Genomic DNA, 17,497 nt, shown 5'->3' on the forward strand with positions numbered 1-17,497 from the left:
ACGGGTACTGGCAAGGACTCCCACAACGGGGACTCGAGGGGTTGACTGGAGGCATCACCACCTAGGCAGGGAGCCATCATGCACACTCGGACACTTGGGCAGGGCCTGGAGGTCTCCGCGATCGGAATCGGCGCGATGGGCATGTCGATGTCCTACGGCCCCAACCCGGGCGATCGCGACGACATGATCGGCGTGCTGCGGTACGCCGTAGAGCACGGCGTCACATTCATCGACACCGCGGAGGTCTACGGGCCGTACGACAACGAGCGCCTCGTTGGCGAGGCGATAGCGCCGATCCGCGACCAGGTCGTTGTCGCCACCAAGTTCGGCTGGAACATCGTGGACGGCAAGATGCAGGGCACCGACTCCCGACCCGAGCAGATTCGACGGGTCGCGGAGGGCTCGCTGCAGCGCCTTGGCGTGGACGCGATCGGCCTCTTCTACCAGCACCGCGTGGATCCGAAGGTGCCCATCGAGGACGTCGCGGGCGCGGTGGCCGAGCTGATCGCGGAGGGCAAGGTCAGGCACTTCGGGCTCTCCGAGGCGGGCGCGGGAACCATCCGCAGGGCGCACGCGGTGCATCCGGTGACCGCCGTGCAGAGCGAGTACTCGCTGTGGACCCGCGACCCGGAGCCAGAGGTTCTCCCCACCCTGCGCGAGCTGGGAATCGGGTTCGTGCCGTTCAGCCCGCTCGGGAAGGGCTTCCTCACCGGCACGGTGACGGCCGCAGATATCAAGCCCGGCGAGTTTCGCGCCAGCACGCCGCGCTTCCAGCCCGACGCCATGGCGGCGAACCAGGCGCTCGTGGACCAGGTGCGGGCACTGGCCGACGTTCTGGGCGCCACTCCCGGCCAGGTCGCCTTGGCGTGGCTGCTGTTCCAGGCGCCGTTCATCGTGCCGATCCCCGGTACCCGCCGCCGCGCCCGGGTGGACGAGAACGTGGGGGCCGCCGACGTTGCGCTCTCGCCGGACGACGTGGCCGACCTCGATGCGCTTGCGCGGACCGTGGGCGTTGCTGGTGAGCGCTACGCGGCCGAGGGGATGCGGGCGGTTGGCCTGTAGTCGGTGGCGCTGCAGTGGCCGCCGCTCACTTCAGGTGAGCGTGTTGTATATCCCTGGGGCGTACGTGGTGTTTGATCAACTTGTGGGCATTCACGGGGACTTCTCGGGGCACAGTTTCATGGAGCACAGATGACGCGCGTGCTGTCGATTGGCGCTACCGGAAGCATCGGACGTCACGTCGTTGGCGAGCTTCTCGCCCAGAACGTAGAGGTCACCGCGATGGTGCGGAACGCGGGCCGGGCCGTTCAGTTGCTGCCGGGCGGAGTCGAGTTCGTGCTCGGGGATCTCGCCACGGGAGAGGGGCTCGCCGACGCCGTTGACGGCGTGGACGCCATCATCCTCACGCATGGCGGAGAGCACCGAAACGTGGACTACGACGGCGTGCGTCGCCTGTTGGAGACCTTGAACGGTCGCTCGCCGAGAATCGTGTTGATGACGTCCATGGCGACCTCGCGAGGCAGCGACGACTACGGCGGGCTGCTCAACTGGAAGCGTGGAGCGGAGCGACTCGTGCGGGCCTACGGGGCGCCCTACACGATCGTTCGGCCCGGGTGGTTCGACCTGCAGTCGCCCACCGAGAACGCCGTGCTGTTCGAACAGGGAGACATCACGCCCGTCCATGTGCGCAGGGGAGTGGCGCGCTCGCAGATCGCTCGCACACTCGTCGAGGCGGTGTTCTGCCCCAATGCCACCTGGAAGACTTTCGAGCTCTTCGCACAGGAGGGCAAGCTCCAGACGGACTTCGACTCCCTCTTCGCCGAGCTCGCGAGCGATCGCGCAGCGCGGCTGGCCGGCGGCGGAGACACCGGGGGTGCCGCTGCATGACGAGCCAGAGGACGTGCTCGTCGACATCAACAACGTGCGGCGCATCGGGCGCCGAGGCGGCTGCCGTCAGGCTTTCGGTGCGCCACGCAACCGCCCGGCGAGCCTGCGCTTCCACGACCCAAGCAATCGCCGCACCCTTCGCGCGGAAGAGACGGAGGGCCTCTTGCGCGTGCGCGCCATCTCGTCCTTGAGCGAGGTCACTCGAGCCTCCAGAGATCTGAGCTCCCGCGTGGCCTTTAGGTGCAACCGAGCGTTGGCTTCCGCGTAGAGCGTTGACCACTCGAGTAGCAGACGCGCATTGTCCAGGGTGGGCTCAGGCGAGAACTCTGGGGCGAGTTCGCCCGCGAGGAGCTTTGAATACAGTTCGTGAAAGTCGACCTGGGTTGCGCGTCGCGCGGCGCGCAGCGAGCCCGCGGAGGCGGCAAGGTAGCGTTCAGGATCCCTCGCGAGCGCTGCGATTTCGCGCGCTAGTCCTTCGGCGTCACCCGGGGGAACAGAGACGACTCCATCGTTGCCTTCGTGACTGGCGAGCCATGGCAAGTCAAACATCGCGACGGGGAGCCCGAACGCCTGAGCCTCTAGGAGCGCGAGGGGGCCCCCCTCGATTGCGCTAGTCATCACGTAGATGTGGGCTGCTTCGACCTCTTCCACGAGAGCCCGACCGTGAAGCGCTCCGGATAGGCGGACAAAGTCTGTGACCCCACTAGCGGCCGCCGCTTCGCGGAGTTGTACCGCGGTGAGGTCGCGCGAATCGGGACCAACAATGCTGATCTCGGCGTCTACGCCGCGCTCTCGAAGCGCGGAGATGACAGCGATCAGGCTGCGTACACGCTTCGTCGACTCGTCGAGCCGGCCCCACCAGATGAGTCGCAAACGTCCATCAGGAACGGTCTTCAGCGCTTGGTCACTGGCGTGCTCCATGAGCATCGGCGAGGGTGGGTTGGGCACGCAAACGACTCGCTGAATGCCTCGCAACTTCCAGTAACCGACGTCCGTTGCGGAAAGTGTGACTACGGTTTCGACGAGCGGCAGGTGCTGGAGCAAGTGAGACATGTTTTGGTTGTCGTTGAACAGCGGACGTAAGGCGAAACTCAGGAGGAAGCCGATCGTGGGGATGCCGCACGCGCGCGACGCGAGGACAAAGTAGGGCCAGAGGCGACCGTAGAGAATCGTATGCTCGAAGACGACGTCCGCGCCCGACTCGCGGCAGATATCGATCCAAGACGCGATCCGTTCGCCGGTGGTCGAGCCCTCGATGTGGACGACATGCACCTTTGGGGGAGGTCGTAGACATCGTGGCCGCGTCGGTGCAACGCGATGGTGACCGCGATGCCGGCCTCCGTGAGGATGCGAGCTTGGGCCGCGACCACCGCCTGCACGCCCCCAGTACTCAATTCTGACGTGACGATAAGGACGTGGCGCGTTGGCGACGTACGGGGGGGGGGGGGCCCGTCGCGCTTGAGATCGCGCTTAGTGCAGCGGGCTTAAAGAATGCGGCGGCACGCACCACAGCGAGGGGACCGACGCGCGCTTGCAACAGTCGGACGCAGTCACGGCGGAGCCCGTCGTCTGAAGCCGCGATGCAGTAATCGAGTACGTTTCCGATGATGAACATGCGCGCCGATTCGTATGACGCAACAACTACATCCGGCTCGGGCCAAGGGGACTCGGGAGCGACAACCTTGTGTTCAATCACGTCTAGCGACCGCACTGCCTCGAGGTAGGGCTGGAAATCTTCGAGGTTCGTGACGCGCCGGCCGCTCTGTCCACGGCGAAAGTAGTAGCGATACAGAACGTCGATGGTCGAGACGTACGAAGTCGCGGCTGCAAGTGCGAGGAAGGTTACTGGTAGATCATTTGCACGTGGTAGCCGCACATCTGTTGGAAGGCCGCTGTAGGCGTTGCGGATCAGCGAGGTTGTAAAGAGATAGCCCCAGATATGGCCACGGGCAGGCTCGCCCGGCGGGAGCAGGGTTGCGAGGATGTCCGAGCCATCGAGCCTAGGGTGGCGTGGCTGCACATCCTTCGCGAGTCGTACTGTTCCAACACCATCGGGAAGCCGAACATCCACACCAAAGGCGACAATGTCTGCGCCCGAAGAGCGTGCGTGTTGCAGCGCAACCTGTGCGGCATTGGCTGTGAGCTCGTCGTCGCCATCGAGGAACAGCAGGTATGGCGCCGCGGCCTCTTCACTGCCGACCCTGCGCGCCTGGAAAGCGGAGCGATTTGACTCGAAGGCAATTAGCCGGATGCGCGAGTCGCGGCGAGCCATGTCCTCCACGATGGCTCGCGTCCCATCCGTTGATGCGTCGTCAATGCACAAGATCTCAATGTTCGCGAGCGACTGGGCAGTGCAACTGGTGATCGCGCGTGCGATCCACTCTTCGTCGTTGTGCATCGGAACGATGATCGAAACTGCGGGCGTGCGGGACAAGTAGAACCCCCGGAGACTAGGCAACGCCGGATACTGGCGCCCACCCCGCACGGCTTGCGATGGCGTTCAAAATTATCACGCTACGCCGTCTGCCTCAGTGCAGTGTCGGCGCCCCCCACGCCCTCGTCGGAAGCGCGTGCGGAACGATATCGAGTTCGCGAATCATGGCGGCGTTGTCGCACCAGCTGGTGCTCGCGACTCCCGGAACTTCTATCCACGCTTCGTCGGGGATAGCGAGGGATTCGAGCAGCATTCGGGTGCTTACGGCGTATCCGGTTCCCACGTTAAGCGCCCGAAAGCCCGCGCGCGGACGTTCGACAGCTCTCGCCACGGCCAGGACCGTGTCGGCTTGGTGGATGTAGTCCCGCACAAACGAGTCGGGGTTGCGGACCTGGACCGGATGGTCGGGATCTGCGCGGAGCAGTCGCTGCACGAGCGAGTCCGCAAAACTCGGACCCGCGATGTTGAAAATGCGCAGGGCGGTCACTGCGAGCGAAGGTAGCTCTTCGGAGAGTGTGCGCAAGAGATCCTCCGTTGCCAGCTTCGACAGCGCGTATGCCGAACTGCCGAGCGTTGGCGAGCCCTCTGAGAGCGCGCCGGGCGTGCCGTCACCGTAGACCGCGCCGCTGGAAGCGAACACCACGTGCGCTGGGCGAGAGCGCCGAACGATTTCCTCAAGAGATACATCCATGCGCGCAGAGACCTCAAGCGCGTCGTCACGTTGCACCGCTGCGGCCAGGTGCACTACGACGTCGATCGGGCGGTCGCCGAGGGCGGCACGAACGGTCGCGACGTCAGTGAGGTCGGCGAAGAGGTAGTCCTCACGTTGCACACCTGGCGCCCGCGACAGCGACAGCGCGCGGTACCCGTACGCGCGCAACGTCTCGACGACGAGACCGCCGAGCCGCCCACTCCGCCGGTGACCAGCACGGACGTAGTTGGCGGTAGCGTCATCGACGCGTCTCGCGCACCCTTTGAGTGACGGCGAAGCCCATCTCTACGAGTGCGGAACGGACTCCGTCGTCGTCGAGTTCACCGTTGAGAACGGCCGCGCAGGCCGCGCGGATGTCCGCGACTGGCACATCCAGCTCGTCCTCAACCTCAAGAATGAACACCTTGCCGTTCTCTGTGCTCGTCGCGAGCTCAGGGTTGTACGTGAGCTCCTCGTAGAGCTTCTCACCCGGTCGGAGCTGCGTGACGTCGATCTTCACGTGTGGAGCCGTGGCCTTGATGAGGCTTTCTGCGAGATCAAGGATGCGAACCGGCTCGCCCATGTCTAGCACGCAGATGTCGCCGTTGTCGCCAAGCAGAGCGGACTGAATGATGAGCTGGGCAGCCTCGTCAATGGTCATGAAGTACCTGGTCACATCGCGATGCGTGACGGTGAGCGGGCCACCAGACTCGATTTGGCGTCGGAACGTTTCCATCACCGACCCATTGCTTTGGAGGACATTCCCGAAGCGGACTGCGGTTAGTTTTGTGGCTCTGGAGTTTCTGGCGAGGTCCCTCATGAGTAGTTCGCCGAGCCGCTTGGTCGCGCCCATCACGTTTGCCGGGCGCACTGCTTTGTCCGTTGACACGTACACGCCATGACTCGCGCCCGCGGCGATCGCCTGGGCAAGGACCGTCTCGGCTCCCACGGCATTGTTCGCCAAGGCCTCGCCAGCATTGTCCTCTGCCATCGGTACGTGCTTGTAGGCGGCGGCATGGAACACGAGGTCCGGGCGATGCTGCGCGAAGACGCGCGCTACGCGGTTGCGATTCTTGACGTCGCCAACGACTACGCGCAGGCGTGGATCGTCGAGCTTGTTCGCGAGGTGGAACAGCCCGTTCTCCCACCAGTCGAATGCGACCACGGACTCGGCGCCAAGGTGCAGCAAGTGCTCCGTGAGGCGCGAGCCTATAGACCCGGCGGCGCCGGTCACGAGTGCCCGACGACCGGCCACCATCTCGCGCGCTGCTAACAGGTCATGTTTGACGGGCTGCCGACCAACGAGTTGTAGGACGTCGACGTCGGTGAGGTCCGCAATCCTGACAGTTTCGGTGCTGATGGTCTTGTATGTACGGGGGAGAATGGAGATGGCGAGCCCCTGCTCAAGCCCTCCGATAAACTCGCGAAGCCGCCCGGCCCCGATCGTGGGAATCGCGAAATAGATCGCGTCCACATTGTGCCCGTGCACCACCGAGTTAACCTCTGCCAGCGTGCCGAGAACGTCACTTGAGGTCACTTCGTCGTCGAGAAATCCGACGACGACGTCGCCGTTGGCTCGTGCGTCGTCTGCGATGCCGAGTCCCGCGACCCCATGCCCAACTACAAGGACCCGCCGCGCCTCGTCGCTCATTCGAACATCGTATCCGAGCGGTTGCACAGTCTCGGATGCGGATGCTGGCGGGCGATGGCGCGCGTCCTCGTTCGTGGGAGTACTGCAGGTTCCTACCTCGCCGCAGCCGTGCGCCGTAGGGTGAGGACATGGCGGCAGATCCGGAGGTGACGGAGTTCCTGCGCACGCGGCGCGCGCGCATCACGCCGCAGTCAGCGGGGCTGCCGGCATACGGAGGCAATCGCCGCGTTCCGGGCCTGCGGCGCGAAGAGGTCGCGATGCTCGCAGGAGTGTCCGTCGACTACTACGTGCGGCTCGAGCGCGGAAACCTCGCGGGTGCCTCGGACTCGGTGCTCGACGCGCTGGCGGTAGCTCTCCAACTTGACCCAGCGGAACGGGACCATCTCCACGACCTCGCGAGAGCGTCGGGTCCTCCGCGAAAGGCGAGCCGGCCGTCGGCCCTTTCGGTGCGGCCAACGGTGCAGCTCATCCTGGACTCGATCAGCTCGCCCGCGTGGGTGCGCAATGGACGGCTGGATCACCTGGCGCACAACCGGGCGTCTCGCGCGCTCTACGCGCCCATGCTCTTGAGCGCCGAGCGGCCCGTGAACACGGCGCGGTTCGTGTTCCTCGATCCCGCGGGGCGCGAGTACTTCCCGGACTGGGATAAGGCGGCGGCCGACTGCACGGCGCTGCTGCGCATGGAGGCCGGACGGCACCCGAGGGACGCCGCGCTGACGCAGCTCATCGGGGAGTTGTCGACACGCTCGGAGGAGTTCCGCACCCTCTGGGCGCGCCACGATGTGACCTTCCACCGGTCGGGGCGCAAGCGCATCTTCCATCCCGCGGTGGGCGTGCTCGACCTGGAGTTCGAGGGAATGGAGCTGCCTTCGGACCCCGACCTCACGCTGCTCGTGTACGCGGTGCAGCCCGGCTCGCCAACGGCCGACAAGATCGCGTTGTTGGAGCTGTGGGCGGACGAGCAGGAGGCGCTCGGCGCCGGCTACTCGTCGCCAGCGGGCGGATGGGTGCGCAAGTAGCGCCTGTCGTCATTCGCGTAGGCGTAGTACCAGCCGATGAGCAAGCCGCCGCCAACGAAGTTGCCCGCCAGGACGATCGCGACATTGGCCATGGCGGCGAACACATCAATTCCGTGGCTCAGGCCCACGACGATGAACAGCACCGAGTTGGCGACCGAGTGCTCGAACCCGGAGAAGGCGAACACGAAGACCGTCATGATCATCGCGATGGCCTTCATGAGGTCGGACCTCACATAGCCGTTGTAGACGAGCAGCATGCCCAGGTTGATCATGAAGTTGCACAGGATCGCGCGCACGAACAGGTCGCCCCACCCGGACAGGCCCTCCGAGATATACGCGAGTTTGTGATCAACCGCCGCGTCCATCTGATCGCCAACGGCCCCATCTATCAGCGACGATGCCGCCACCAGTCCGCCAAGCAGGAGCCCGCCAAGCAGGTTGCCGAGGAAGCACATGATGAGGATGCGGCCCGATCGCCAGCAGCTGATGCGGTGGTAGTACCCGCCCACCGCGACGATCATCATGTTGGACGTCAGCAGCTCCGACTTGCTGAAGTAGATGAAGACGAGCGCGAACCCGAAGATCAGCGCTCCGACGATCCGTCCAACGGCCAGCCATGAGCCGTCGCCGATGGCGGCGAATGCGGCGATCACCGAGAAGTACACGAGGTACATGAGGCCGATGAGCAGGCCGGCCATGGCCGCGCGCATGAGGAAGACGCGGTGCAGGCTGCCGCTCATCTGGGTCTTCGTCTCGAGCGAGTCCAGGACGGTCGAGATGAACTGCTTGCCCGGGAACAGGTGCGCGTGATCGGTCACGGGTCAAGCCTGGCATGCGACGCCGATCCGCGCGGGGACCGCAGTCCCAGGACCTTCGGCGCCCCCTCGCATCCTCTCGGTACAACCGCGTCGCTTCGCGCGCGGAAACGACCCCTATGTACCGACAGGGTGTGGGCGGGAGGGGAGGAGGAATGTCATCCCCGTGGCGATCACGCTGAAGCCGACCGCCCACCAGAACGCCGTGTCGAATGCGCGCGCGAGTCCGTCCAGATCGGTCACGCCGAGCGCCGCGTTGGTGAGGATCGCGGCGAGGATCGCGACGCCGAACGAGCCGCCCAACTGCTGGGCCACCCGGGTGACGATGCTGGCGTCCGGCATCTCGTGGCGCTCGAGGCCCTCGTACGCGACGCTCATGAGCGGAATGAACACCGCGCCAAGGCCAAAGCCGCGCACCGCGAGCACGCACATCAGCAACCACATGGGCGTGGTGGCGGTCGCCAGCGCGAAGGGGACGGTCGCAAGCGTGAGAACCGCGAAGCCGCCCATCGCCACCCAACGGGCTCCGAGCCGGTCCGTGAGCCGCCCAGCGAGAGTACGCGAGAGCAGGGCACCAACACCTTGTGGAACGAGCAGCAGGCCCGCGCCGAGCGCGTCCTCGCCGCGCACCTGCTGCCAGTACAAGGGGAGAAGGAGCATGGCGCCGTAGAGCGCCACGCCCGACAGGAACATGAGTGTGGACGATGCTGCCAGGGGGCGGTGGCTGAAGAGCTTGATGTCGATGAGCGCCCTCTCGCCGCGGCGCAGCGCCCACGCGACGAAGGCCACAACGAGGCCCACGCCCGCGAGCAGCGGAACGAGCACGCTGGCATGCGTGAACCCGCCCTTGGAGCCGGCCTCCGTGAGGCCGTAGATGATGCCGATGATGCCGGGGACGATGAGGAGCAGGCCGACGGTGTCGAGGGCCACGCGGCGGCCGTCAAGCCCTCCTGGCATGGCGCGCACGGCGAGCACGATGCCGACGAGGCCGACGGGCAGGTTCACCAGGAACATCCATTGCCACGTGAGCGAGTGCAGGATGATGCCGCCGATGACAGGGCCGAGGATGGGACCGAGCGCGGCGGGGAGGCTCACCGCGGCCATCAGCCGCCCACGTTCTTCCCCCCGGCTGCCTGCATGAGGATCGTCGCCATGAGCGGCAGCATCACGCCGCCGCCAAGACCCTGGACCGCGCGGAAGGCGATGAGGCTCGCGGGGTTCCACGCGAGCGCGCACAGGGCAGAGCCGAGGAGGAACACGCTCAGCCCCAGGAGCCAGAGACGCTTGGAGCCGAGGCGGCCCTGCGCCCAGCCGGTGAGGGGAATCGTCACGAACATCGCCAGCAGGTAGGCGGTGCTCACCCACTGGATCGTGGTGATGGAGGCGCCGAGAGCGGCGCCGAGCTCGTGCAGTCCGACGCTGACGATGGTGGTGTCGAGGATGACCGTGATCGCGCCGACGACGATCGCGATCGCCATGCGCTTGAGCGCGGGATCGATGGGCTCGTCGCGCGTGACTGTGGGGGAGGGGGACGTGGTCATGCGGCTTCCTTTAGGTACAGTGGTGACTCTTAAGTCACGATACGCCGAGGCGGTAAGATACACAAATGGACCCTAAACAAGGCGGCAAGGGGCACCGACGCCGCGGCGCCGAGCTCGAGTCCGCGCTGCTCGACGCCGCTTGGGTGGAGCTCACGGAGACTGGGTATACGGCGCTCACGTTCGAGGGCATCGCCCAACGGGCGGGTACCAGCCGCACCGTGCTGTACCGACGCTGGGGAGACCAAGGCGGACCTCGTGCTCGCCGCCGTGGCGCACATGATCACGAAGGGTCCGGCGGAGTTGCCAGACACCGGTTCGCTGCGCGGGGACCTGGTGGCCCTGATGCGGAACTCGAACGAGCGAAGCATCAGCTCGAACGCTCTGCTGTTCTCGTACCTAGGTGGCTACTTCCGGGAGACCGGGACAAGTCCGAAGGACCTGCGGGCGGCGCTCATCGGGGATCGCACCGACGCCTTCGATGACCTCTACGCGAGGGCGGCCGCTCGCGGTGAGGTGGACCTCGCGCTGCTCACACCCCGATTGCGCACGCTCCCGATCGACCTGTTCCGGCACGAGGCGATGATGACCTTGGAGCCGGTACCCGATGCGGTCATCGACGAGATTCTCGACCAGATATTCCTGCCCCTGGTGACGCCTAAGGAGCCCGCAACCCAGCGTCGGGCCGGCTAGGACGCGGCGAGCGTGGCCGCGAAGCCAACCACGGCCCACATCCCCGCGAGCAGCTTCCCGTTCTTGTAGGCGAACGGGATCATGGACGTGGTGAGCATCGCGACGAGGCCGCCAATGGTGAAGGCCGCGATCCTCGCGCCGCCGATGTCCCCCAACTGGTGGGCGAACAGAAACCCAACGGCCGCGAAGACACCGGACATGACCACGACGGATCCCCACAGCAGCGCCTGCTTCCGCGCGGGCCAGCCGTCCTTGCGCAGCTGTTCAGCCGGCGCGAACACCTGCGGGATGTTGGACACCCACACGGACACGGCCAGGGCTGGGCTGAAGACCATGCCGGAGCCCAGCTGGATGCCGAAGATGAGCGACTCGGGGAGGGCGTCGTTGATGTTGCCCACCACGATGCCCATCGCGCCCTCGTCGCCAAAGCGCTTCTCGATGATCTTATCCGCCGTGATGTACACGGTCGCGCCAACGAGGAGCCAGATGCTTAGTTCGAGGCTGTCGAGTGACTTCTGAGCCTCGGGAACCAGTTGGAACGCGGCGGCGCCGAGAAGAGCGCCAGCGCCGAGGCCGCCATCTGCCCAACGATCGACTCCTTCACGCTCAATCGGTAGGCGAGGAGCGCGACGATCAGGAGCGACGACTGGGCGAGCGCGCCCAGCAAGAAGGCCTGCAGCACGAGTCACACACTAGCGGCCGGCGCCGCCATGGGTCAGGGGACGAGCAGCTTTGCCACCGCTCGGGCCGCGTCGATGCGCTCGTGAGACGTACCTCCCAGGTCGCTGTCGGACTTGGTCGCGACCAGCACCGTCATGACGGCCATGCGCATGCGCAGCCGGTCTTCGATCGAGGCGTCGGCGGGAAGCGAGGCGTCCCACAGGCGCTGCTTGAGCTCGTGAACCAGTGCCGTCGTCGACGAGAGCTGCTGAAGGGCGACCTCGTTCTGCTGGACGCAGCGCAGCACGGATCCCGAAATGCCGCGCGTCGCGTCGACAAGCCGGTCGATCATCTCGAGCCGTCGCTCGCGCGTTGGCGGTCCGTCCTGCAGCCACGTGGCCACGGAGTCCATCTCCGCGATGACCTGCTCGAGCAGGGAGTCGACTATCTCTTCCTTGCTCTTGAAGTGGTAGTAGAGGGCGGCCTTGGTGAAGCCAAGGTCCTCGGCGATCTCGCGCAGAGAGGTCTGCGCGTACCCGTATTCCGTGAAACGGTCCAGCGCCACCTCTTGGATGCGCTCTCGCGTGTCCCCACGACGACGGGTCGCGGACTGGCTCATCTCGCCCTCTCTAACGTGTCGGGAAGTTTTTTCGCCCGCTGGCTTGACGGGCGGCTAGTAAAGAGAATAGCATCCCAGTTGTAACTTACCGGCCGGCTAGGAAGGGCTCACAGGCCCGACGCTCCGGCAGCTTCGCGAATCGCCTCGCCCTTCGCATCTCTCCCCGGCATAGGTGCCCCTCTGGTCCTTGGCGACCCTTGGGGTGCCGCCATGAAAGGCACACCATGGACACCACCCCCGATCCCCGCCGTTGGTGGGGTCTCGCGGCCATCGGGCTCGCGCAGCTCATGGTCGTTCTCGACATGACCATCGTCAACATCGCGATGCCCACCATGCAGGCGGATCTCGGCATCTCCGATGCCGACCGCCAGTGGATCATCACCGCGTACACGCTCGCCTTTGGCGGTCTGCTGCTGCTTGGCGGGAGGCTCGGCGACGTGTTCGGCCGCAAGCGCGCGCTGATCGTGGGCCTGATTGGCTTTGCCGGTGCGTCCGCTCTAGGCGGGTTCTCGCAGACCTTCGAGATGCTCGTCTCGGCTCGTGCACTTCAGGGCGCCTTCGCGGCGCTGCTCGCTCCTGCAGCGCTGTCCATGCTCAACGTCACGTTCACGGAGGTCAAGGAGCGCGCCCGCGCTCTCGGCGTCTACGGCGCGATCGCAGGCGGCGGCGCGGCCATCGGCCTGATCCTCGGCGGCCTGCTCACGCAGTTCGTCAACTGGCGCTGGACGCTCATGGTCAACGTGCCGATTGCCATCGTCGCCGTGATCGGCGCAGTGATGTTCCTCCGTGACCACCGAGCTGGGGGCATTCGCACCAGGCTCGACGTGCCGGGTGCCGTGCTCGCGACGGCTGGGCTGGTGTCCATCGTCTACGGTCTCAGCGAGGCTGAGCAGCGCGGCTGGACTTCGACCGTCGTGCTCTCGGCATTCGCGATCGGCGCCGTTCTCCTGACCGTGTTTGTGCTCGTGGAGCGCCGCACCCCGAACGCGCTGCTCCCACTGCACCTGCTGCGCGAGCGCAACCGCATCGGCGCGCTCACCACCGTGGCGCTTGTCCAGATCGGCATGTTCGGCGTGTTCCTGTTCCTCACGTACTACCTGCAGGGGATCCGGGGCTTCTCGCCCGTGAGGACCGGGTTCGCATTCCTCCCCATGGTCGTGGGCATGATGATCGGCGCCGTCGGGATTTCCGCGCGGTTCCTGCCGCGCGTTGGCCCGCGCCGACTCATGATTCCAGGACTCACGATCGCGGCGGGCGCGCTGGTGTTCCTCACCCAGATTCACGTGGACTCCTCCTACGCGCTGCACGTTCTGCCCGGTCTCGTGGCCCTCGGGCTTGGCATGGGCCTGACGTTCATGCCGAGCATGGCCACCGCAACCGGGGGAGTGCGCGGCTCCGACGCCGGAATCGTCTCTGCAACGCTCAACACGAGCCAGCAAGTTGGTGGGTCCATCGGCATCGCGCTACTCAACACGGTCGCGGCCACCGCCACGACGAGCTGGATCGTCGCGCACGGCTCCACCACCACGGCAGAGCTCGCCCAGGCGACCGTGCACGGATTCACCACCGCGATGTGGGTGTCCGTTGGCGCGATCCTGTTGGCGATCGTCACAGCTGCCGTACTCATCACGCGCCAGATGGCGGGCCCCGGTCACGCTCCCGCGATCGACGCGCCGGAGTTCGATGAGGACGCGACCCCAGCGGGCGTGCACCTCTAGCCTGCGAACAGCCAACGCGCCCCCGGGCTCTCGAGAGAGACCCCGGGGGCGCGTTCGTATCTGAGTCCATTCACACCTGCGCCCCCTCGGCGCGGCGCCCGTGCCTCCCTGCACGCTTTCGGTACACAGGGGTCGCTTACGCGCTCGGGAGGTGTCCCGGCGACGATCGCCGTGACCTTTGGAGGCTCGTGACGGACGTAGCCCAGTCGTGTCCCGCACGACGCTGCAGACGTGGGCTCCTGACGGACGCAATGCGACGGGGTCCTGCGGAACCCGGCCACAGCGTCGGGCATGCGAAAAGGGGCCGCCCCAACCGGGACGGCCCCTTTGCGACGACTACGAAAACTCAGCAGTCGTAGTACAGCTCAAACTCGTGCGGGTGCGGGCGGAAGCGCAGCGGGTCGATCTCCTGCGTGCGCTTGAGGTCGATCCACATCTCGATGAGGTCCTCGGTGAACACGCCACCCTCAACGAGGAAGGCGTGGTCGGCCTCGAGGGCGTCGAGCACCGCGGGAAGCGACGCGGGCACCTGAGGGATCTGGGCGTGCTCCTCTGGGGGCAGCTCGTACAGGTCCTTGTCCACGGGGGCCGGGGGCTCGATGCGGTTCTTGATGCCGTCGATGCCGGCCATGAGCAGCGCCGCGAACGCAAGGTACGGGTTCGAGGACGGGTCTGGCGCGCGGAACTCGATGCGCTTGGCCTTGGGGTTGGAGCCGGTGATCGGCACGCGGATGGCCGCGGAGCGGTTGCGCGCCGAGTAGACCAGGTTCACGGGGGCCTCATAGCCGGGCACCAGGCGGTGGTACGAGTTCACCGTGGGGTTGGTGAACGCGAGCAGCGACGGCGCGTGCTTGAGGATGCCGCCGATGTACCAGCGGGCGATGTCGGACAGGCCGCCGTAGCCCTTCTCGTCGTAGAACAGCGGCTCGCCGCCCTTCCAGATGGACTGGTGCACGTGCATGCCGGAGCCGTTGTCGCCAAAGAGCGGCTTGGGCATGAAGGTCACGGTCTTGCCGTGCTTCCAGGCCACGTTCTTGATGACGTACTTGAACTTCTGGATGTCGTCACCGGCGTGCAGCAGCGTGTTGAAGCGGTAGTTGATCTCCTGCTGACCGGCGGTGCCTACCTCGTGGTGTGCGCGCTCGACGGACAGGCCCACCTCTTCGAGGGTCTTGACCATCTCGTCGCGGAGGTCGGCGAACTGGTCGCCGGGGCTCACGGGGAAGTAGCCGCCCTTGTAGCGGGTCTTGTAGCCGCGGTTGGGGGTGCCGTCCTCCTCGTACTCGACGCCGGTGTTCCACCAGGCCTCGGACGAGTCGATGTGGTAGTACCCCTCGTGCTGGTTCGTGTCGAAGCGCACGGAGTCGAAGATGAAGAACTCCGCCTCGGGCGCGAAGAAGGCGGTGTCGCCGATCCCCGTGGAGGCGAGGTACTCGACGGCCTTCGACGCAATGTTGCGGGGGTCGCGCGAGTACGGCTCGTTCGTGAACGGGTCCACGATCGAGAAGTTGATGACGAGCGTCTTGTGCTCGCGGAACGGGTCGATGAACGCCGTGGCGACGTCCGGGAGCAGCTTCATGTCGGACTCGTTGATCGCCTGGAAGCCGCGGATCGACGAACCGTCGAACATCGCGCCCTCGTCGAAGACGTCCTTGGTGAACTGCGACGCGGGAATGTTGAAGTGCTGCATCTGGCCGGGGAGGTCGCAGAAGCGGATGTCGACGAACTCGACACCTTCCTTCTTGACGTAGGCAATCGCCTCGTCGGCGTCTTTGAACATCCGTGTACTCCTCAAAAGGTCTGGGCTTGCCGTCACTGGCGAGGCCAGCCTAGGGGCTGGCCGTTTCGCGCGCATTCATGGCACGTTACGGGGGCGTTAACTGACAAGCGGCCCGACGCTCTCTCAAGCGGGCGGTGACCTTGCCACCGCGCGGGGTCGGCGCTGGTTGGTCCCTGTGTTCCGCGAGGGGCGCCGTGGCCCGACGCTGTGGCCCGACGCTGTGGCCGGCTTGGCTACGATTGCTCGATGACAGTCGACGAGCCAGAGACCGACCTGCGCGCCCCGTTCTTGCATCGCCTGGGTGGAATCGTCTTCGACTGGGCGCTGTGCATGGTGATCTCGGGATGGCTGTTTCCGATCCCTTCGTACGCGGACTCCTCAGGCATTGAGCGGGTGTTCCTCGCGGGGCAGCCGCTCGCGACCCTCGGCATCTGGGCCACGCAGCACTTCTTGCTCGTGTCGCTCATCGGCATGACCTACGGGCATCGGATCACGGGACTTCGCGTGGTCAAGGAGGTCGATGGCGGCTTTCCCGGCTTCAAGGCGGGCGCGATCCGCACCGCCCTGCTTGCACTCGTGATCCCCGCGGTGGTGTGGGACTCCGAGGGCCGCGGCCTCCATGACCGCGCGGCCGGCACCCGCCTCATCAAAACCCGATGACGCGCCTGATGGCGGCGGCCGTCCTCTTCGACATGGACGGCACCCTCGTGGACTCCACCGCGATGGTCGAGGCCGTGTGGACGGAATTCGCGGCGGCCAACTCCGTAGACGCATCGCAGGTCATCGACTTTGCGCACGGCCGTCCCTCGAGGGACACGGTGGCGAAGTTCGCTGCCGATCCCGCGCGCGTTGACGAATGGCTCGAGTGGATTCACACGGCGGAGGGGGAGCGGTTTACCGAGGTGACCACGATCCCCGGCGCGCTCGACTTTGTGCGCTCCCTGCCCGCAGACCGCTGGGCGGTCGTGACCTCAGCCATCCACGAGCCCGCGCTCGAACGGCTCGCGCAGAACGGGTTCCCCGTGCCGCCCGTGCTCATCGGCGCCGACGACGTCCGGCACGGCAAGCCGCATCCGGAGGGCTTTGCGCGGGCGGCGCTGGAACTGGGCTTTGAGCCCGCGGACTGCGTGGTGTTCGAGGACACGCCCGCGGGGGCCGAGGCGGCGCGGCGTGCGGGCGCGCCCGTGGTAGTTGTTGGTCAGGCGGATGTGGGCCGCGTGGCCGCGCGCATCGGCGACTTCACTCAAGCGAGGGTCGAACTCGCCGGCGAGGAGCTGGCGATTACCGTCCCTTGAGCGCCTTGCGGTCCGGGCGGGCGCGCATCGGGTCGACGCCCTTCGGCACGGGGAGCTTGGCGCCGCCGATGGCGCGAAGCCGCGCGGACACCGCGGAGCGCTCGCCGCGCGAGAGCACGGTCTTGCCCTTCTTGATCTCCCGCACAATCTTCGCCATGGGCACTTCGTTGGGGCCCTTGCCCACGTAGATCGCGCGAATCGGCACACCGGGCACGATCTTGTTGAGGCGCTTTGTCGAGTCGTCGACGAGCCGGTGAGCGGGGCCGCCGCCCTCCGCGAGGAGGATGATTCCACCCTTGCCCACGCCCCGGAAGACCACGCCGCGTCCCTTGGTGTCCACCGCCTGCGGGTTCTCGTCAAACTCCCAGCCGTTGCGGATGGACTGCGCGACCGCGAGAGAGCCGCCCACGACGCCTTCCATCTGCCTGAACGCCGTCTTCTCGAAGCGACGCGTCAGCATGAACAGTCCGAGCAGAACGCCCGTGGCCACGCCGAACATGATGCTGTAGATCATCCAGATGCCGCCGAGCGCAAGCCCGACGGCAACGCCGATGGCGATGGGGCCAACGACGCTCGCGACGATGATCGGCAGCAGCAGCCGGTCGTGGGGCGCCGTCTGCTTGTACGCCTGCCCGATGAGCTTGTACCAGCGGGTCTTCTTGGGGGCGGGATCGTTCTTGGCCATGATGGCCCCTAG

Annotated in this window: 18 protein-coding genes and 1 pseudogene; 7 read left to right on the forward strand and 12 right to left on the reverse strand. The window is 66.2% G+C overall.

The window, feature by feature from the left end:
- Positions 1–78 precede the first annotated feature (78 nt).
- Both NVV57_11050 and NVV57_11055 read left to right on the forward strand, forming a co-directional pair.
- Positions 79–1,062 (forward strand): aldo/keto reductase, encoded by a 984-nt coding sequence (locus NVV57_11050; GenBank protein ID MCR6713185.1) that lies wholly within the window; start codon positions 79–81, stop codon positions 1,060–1,062.
- Between the two features lie 129 nt (positions 1,063–1,191).
- Positions 1,192–1,887, forward strand: coding sequence for an SDR family oxidoreductase (locus tag NVV57_11055; protein ID MCR6713186.1), 696 nt, complete (start codon positions 1,192–1,194; stop codon positions 1,885–1,887).
- A 66-nt stretch (positions 1,888–1,953) separates the two neighbouring features.
- Here NVV57_11055 and NVV57_11060 read toward each other — a convergent pair whose 3' ends face one another.
- The 4 genes and pseudogenes from NVV57_11060 to NVV57_11075 all read right to left on the reverse strand — a co-directional run bounded on the left by NVV57_11060 (position 1,954) and on the right by NVV57_11075 (position 6,663).
- Positions 1,954–3,159, reverse strand: coding sequence for a glycosyltransferase family 4 protein (locus NVV57_11060; protein MCR6713187.1), 1,206 nt, complete (start codon positions 3,157–3,159; stop codon positions 1,954–1,956).
- Positions 3,160–3,277: 118 nt separating this feature from the next.
- Positions 3,278–4,372 (reverse strand): glycosyltransferase, encoded by a 1,095-nt coding sequence (locus NVV57_11065; protein ID MCR6713188.1) that lies wholly within the window; start codon positions 4,370–4,372, stop codon positions 3,278–3,280.
- 43 nt (positions 4,373–4,415) lie between these two features.
- Positions 4,416–5,222 (reverse strand): annotated as a pseudogene (locus tag NVV57_11070) (SDR family oxidoreductase).
- 49 nt (positions 5,223–5,271) lie between these two features.
- Positions 5,272–6,663, reverse strand: coding sequence for a polysaccharide biosynthesis protein (locus NVV57_11075; GenBank protein ID MCR6713189.1), 1,392 nt, complete (start codon positions 6,661–6,663; stop codon positions 5,272–5,274).
- Positions 6,664–6,791: 128 nt separating this feature from the next.
- Here NVV57_11075 and NVV57_11080 point away from each other — a divergent pair, with 128 nt between their 5' ends.
- Positions 6,792–7,682, forward strand: a complete 891-nt coding sequence (locus NVV57_11080) for a helix-turn-helix transcriptional regulator (protein MCR6713190.1) — start codon at positions 6,792–6,794, stop codon at positions 7,680–7,682.
- Here NVV57_11080 and NVV57_11085 read toward each other — a convergent pair.
- The 3 genes from NVV57_11085 to NVV57_11095 form a co-directional block, all read right to left on the reverse strand.
- Positions 7,646–8,500 (reverse strand): formate/nitrite transporter family protein, encoded by an 855-nt coding sequence (locus NVV57_11085; GenBank protein MCR6713191.1) that lies wholly within the window; start codon positions 8,498–8,500, stop codon positions 7,646–7,648. The genes NVV57_11080 and NVV57_11085 overlap by 37 nt on opposite strands.
- A 114-nt stretch (positions 8,501–8,614) precedes the next feature.
- Positions 8,615–9,601 (reverse strand): MFS transporter, encoded by a 987-nt coding sequence (locus tag NVV57_11090; protein ID MCR6713192.1) that lies wholly within the window; start codon positions 9,599–9,601, stop codon positions 8,615–8,617.
- Complete coding sequence (locus NVV57_11095) at positions 9,601–10,038, reverse strand: MFS transporter (GenBank protein MCR6713193.1); 438 nt, start codon at positions 10,036–10,038, stop codon at positions 9,601–9,603. Before NVV57_11095 ends, NVV57_11090 begins: the two co-directional genes overlap by 1 nt.
- A gap of 255 nt (positions 10,039–10,293) precedes the next feature.
- On the opposite strand from NVV57_11095, the gene NVV57_11100 reads away from it, so the two are divergent.
- Positions 10,294–10,728: a TetR/AcrR family transcriptional regulator C-terminal ligand-binding domain-containing protein gene (locus NVV57_11100; protein MCR6713194.1), complete on the forward strand. Its 435-nt coding sequence runs from the start codon at positions 10,294–10,296 to the stop codon at positions 10,726–10,728.
- Here the strand turns inward: NVV57_11100 and NVV57_11105 are convergent.
- From NVV57_11105 to NVV57_11115, 3 genes are read right to left on the reverse strand one after another with little or no spacing between them, the layout of a single operon-like run.
- On the reverse strand, positions 10,725–11,192 hold the full coding sequence (locus tag NVV57_11105) for a hypothetical protein (protein MCR6713195.1): 468 nt from the start codon (positions 11,190–11,192) through the stop codon (positions 10,725–10,727). The two genes, NVV57_11100 and NVV57_11105, sit on opposite strands and share 4 nt — an antisense overlap.
- 26 nt (positions 11,193–11,218) lie before the next feature.
- The gene (locus NVV57_11110) at positions 11,219–11,410 is read right to left on the reverse strand and encodes a hypothetical protein (GenBank protein MCR6713196.1); all 192 of its coding nucleotides are present in this window, start codon (positions 11,408–11,410) and stop codon (positions 11,219–11,221) included.
- A gap of 33 nt (positions 11,411–11,443) precedes the next feature.
- The gene (locus NVV57_11115) at positions 11,444–12,007 is read right to left on the reverse strand and encodes a TetR/AcrR family transcriptional regulator (protein ID MCR6713197.1); all 564 of its coding nucleotides are present in this window, start codon (positions 12,005–12,007) and stop codon (positions 11,444–11,446) included.
- A 224-nt stretch (positions 12,008–12,231) separates the two neighbouring features.
- On the opposite strand from NVV57_11115, the gene NVV57_11120 reads away from it, so the two are divergent.
- The gene (locus tag NVV57_11120; GenBank protein MCR6713198.1) at positions 12,232–13,725 is read left to right on the forward strand and encodes an MFS transporter; all 1,494 of its coding nucleotides are present in this window, start codon (positions 12,232–12,234) and stop codon (positions 13,723–13,725) included.
- Between the two features lie 346 nt (positions 13,726–14,071).
- Here NVV57_11120 and glnA read toward each other — a convergent pair whose 3' ends face one another.
- Positions 14,072–15,505 (reverse strand): type I glutamate--ammonia ligase, encoded by a 1,434-nt coding sequence (gene glnA / locus NVV57_11125; GenBank protein MCR6713199.1) that lies wholly within the window; start codon positions 15,503–15,505, stop codon positions 14,072–14,074.
- 246 nt (positions 15,506–15,751) lie between these two features.
- Here glnA and NVV57_11130 point away from each other — a divergent pair, with 246 nt between their 5' ends.
- Positions 15,752–16,165: an RDD family protein gene (locus tag NVV57_11130; protein MCR6713200.1), complete on the forward strand. Its 414-nt coding sequence runs from the start codon at positions 15,752–15,754 to the stop codon at positions 16,163–16,165.
- On the forward strand, positions 16,162–16,800 hold the full coding sequence (locus NVV57_11135; protein ID MCR6713201.1) for an HAD-IA family hydrolase: 639 nt from the start codon (positions 16,162–16,164) through the stop codon (positions 16,798–16,800). Before NVV57_11130 ends, NVV57_11135 begins: the two co-directional genes overlap by 4 nt.
- Here NVV57_11135 and NVV57_11140 read toward each other — a convergent pair.
- Positions 16,787–17,485, reverse strand: coding sequence for a DUF4191 domain-containing protein (locus tag NVV57_11140; GenBank protein MCR6713202.1), 699 nt, complete (start codon positions 17,483–17,485; stop codon positions 16,787–16,789). The two genes, NVV57_11135 and NVV57_11140, sit on opposite strands and share 14 nt — an antisense overlap.
- Positions 17,486–17,497: the final 12 nt, after the last annotated feature.

The organism is Demequina sp., assembly GCA_024707205.1.
Taxonomy (GTDB): Bacteria; Actinomycetota; Actinomycetes; order Actinomycetales; family Demequinaceae; genus Demequina.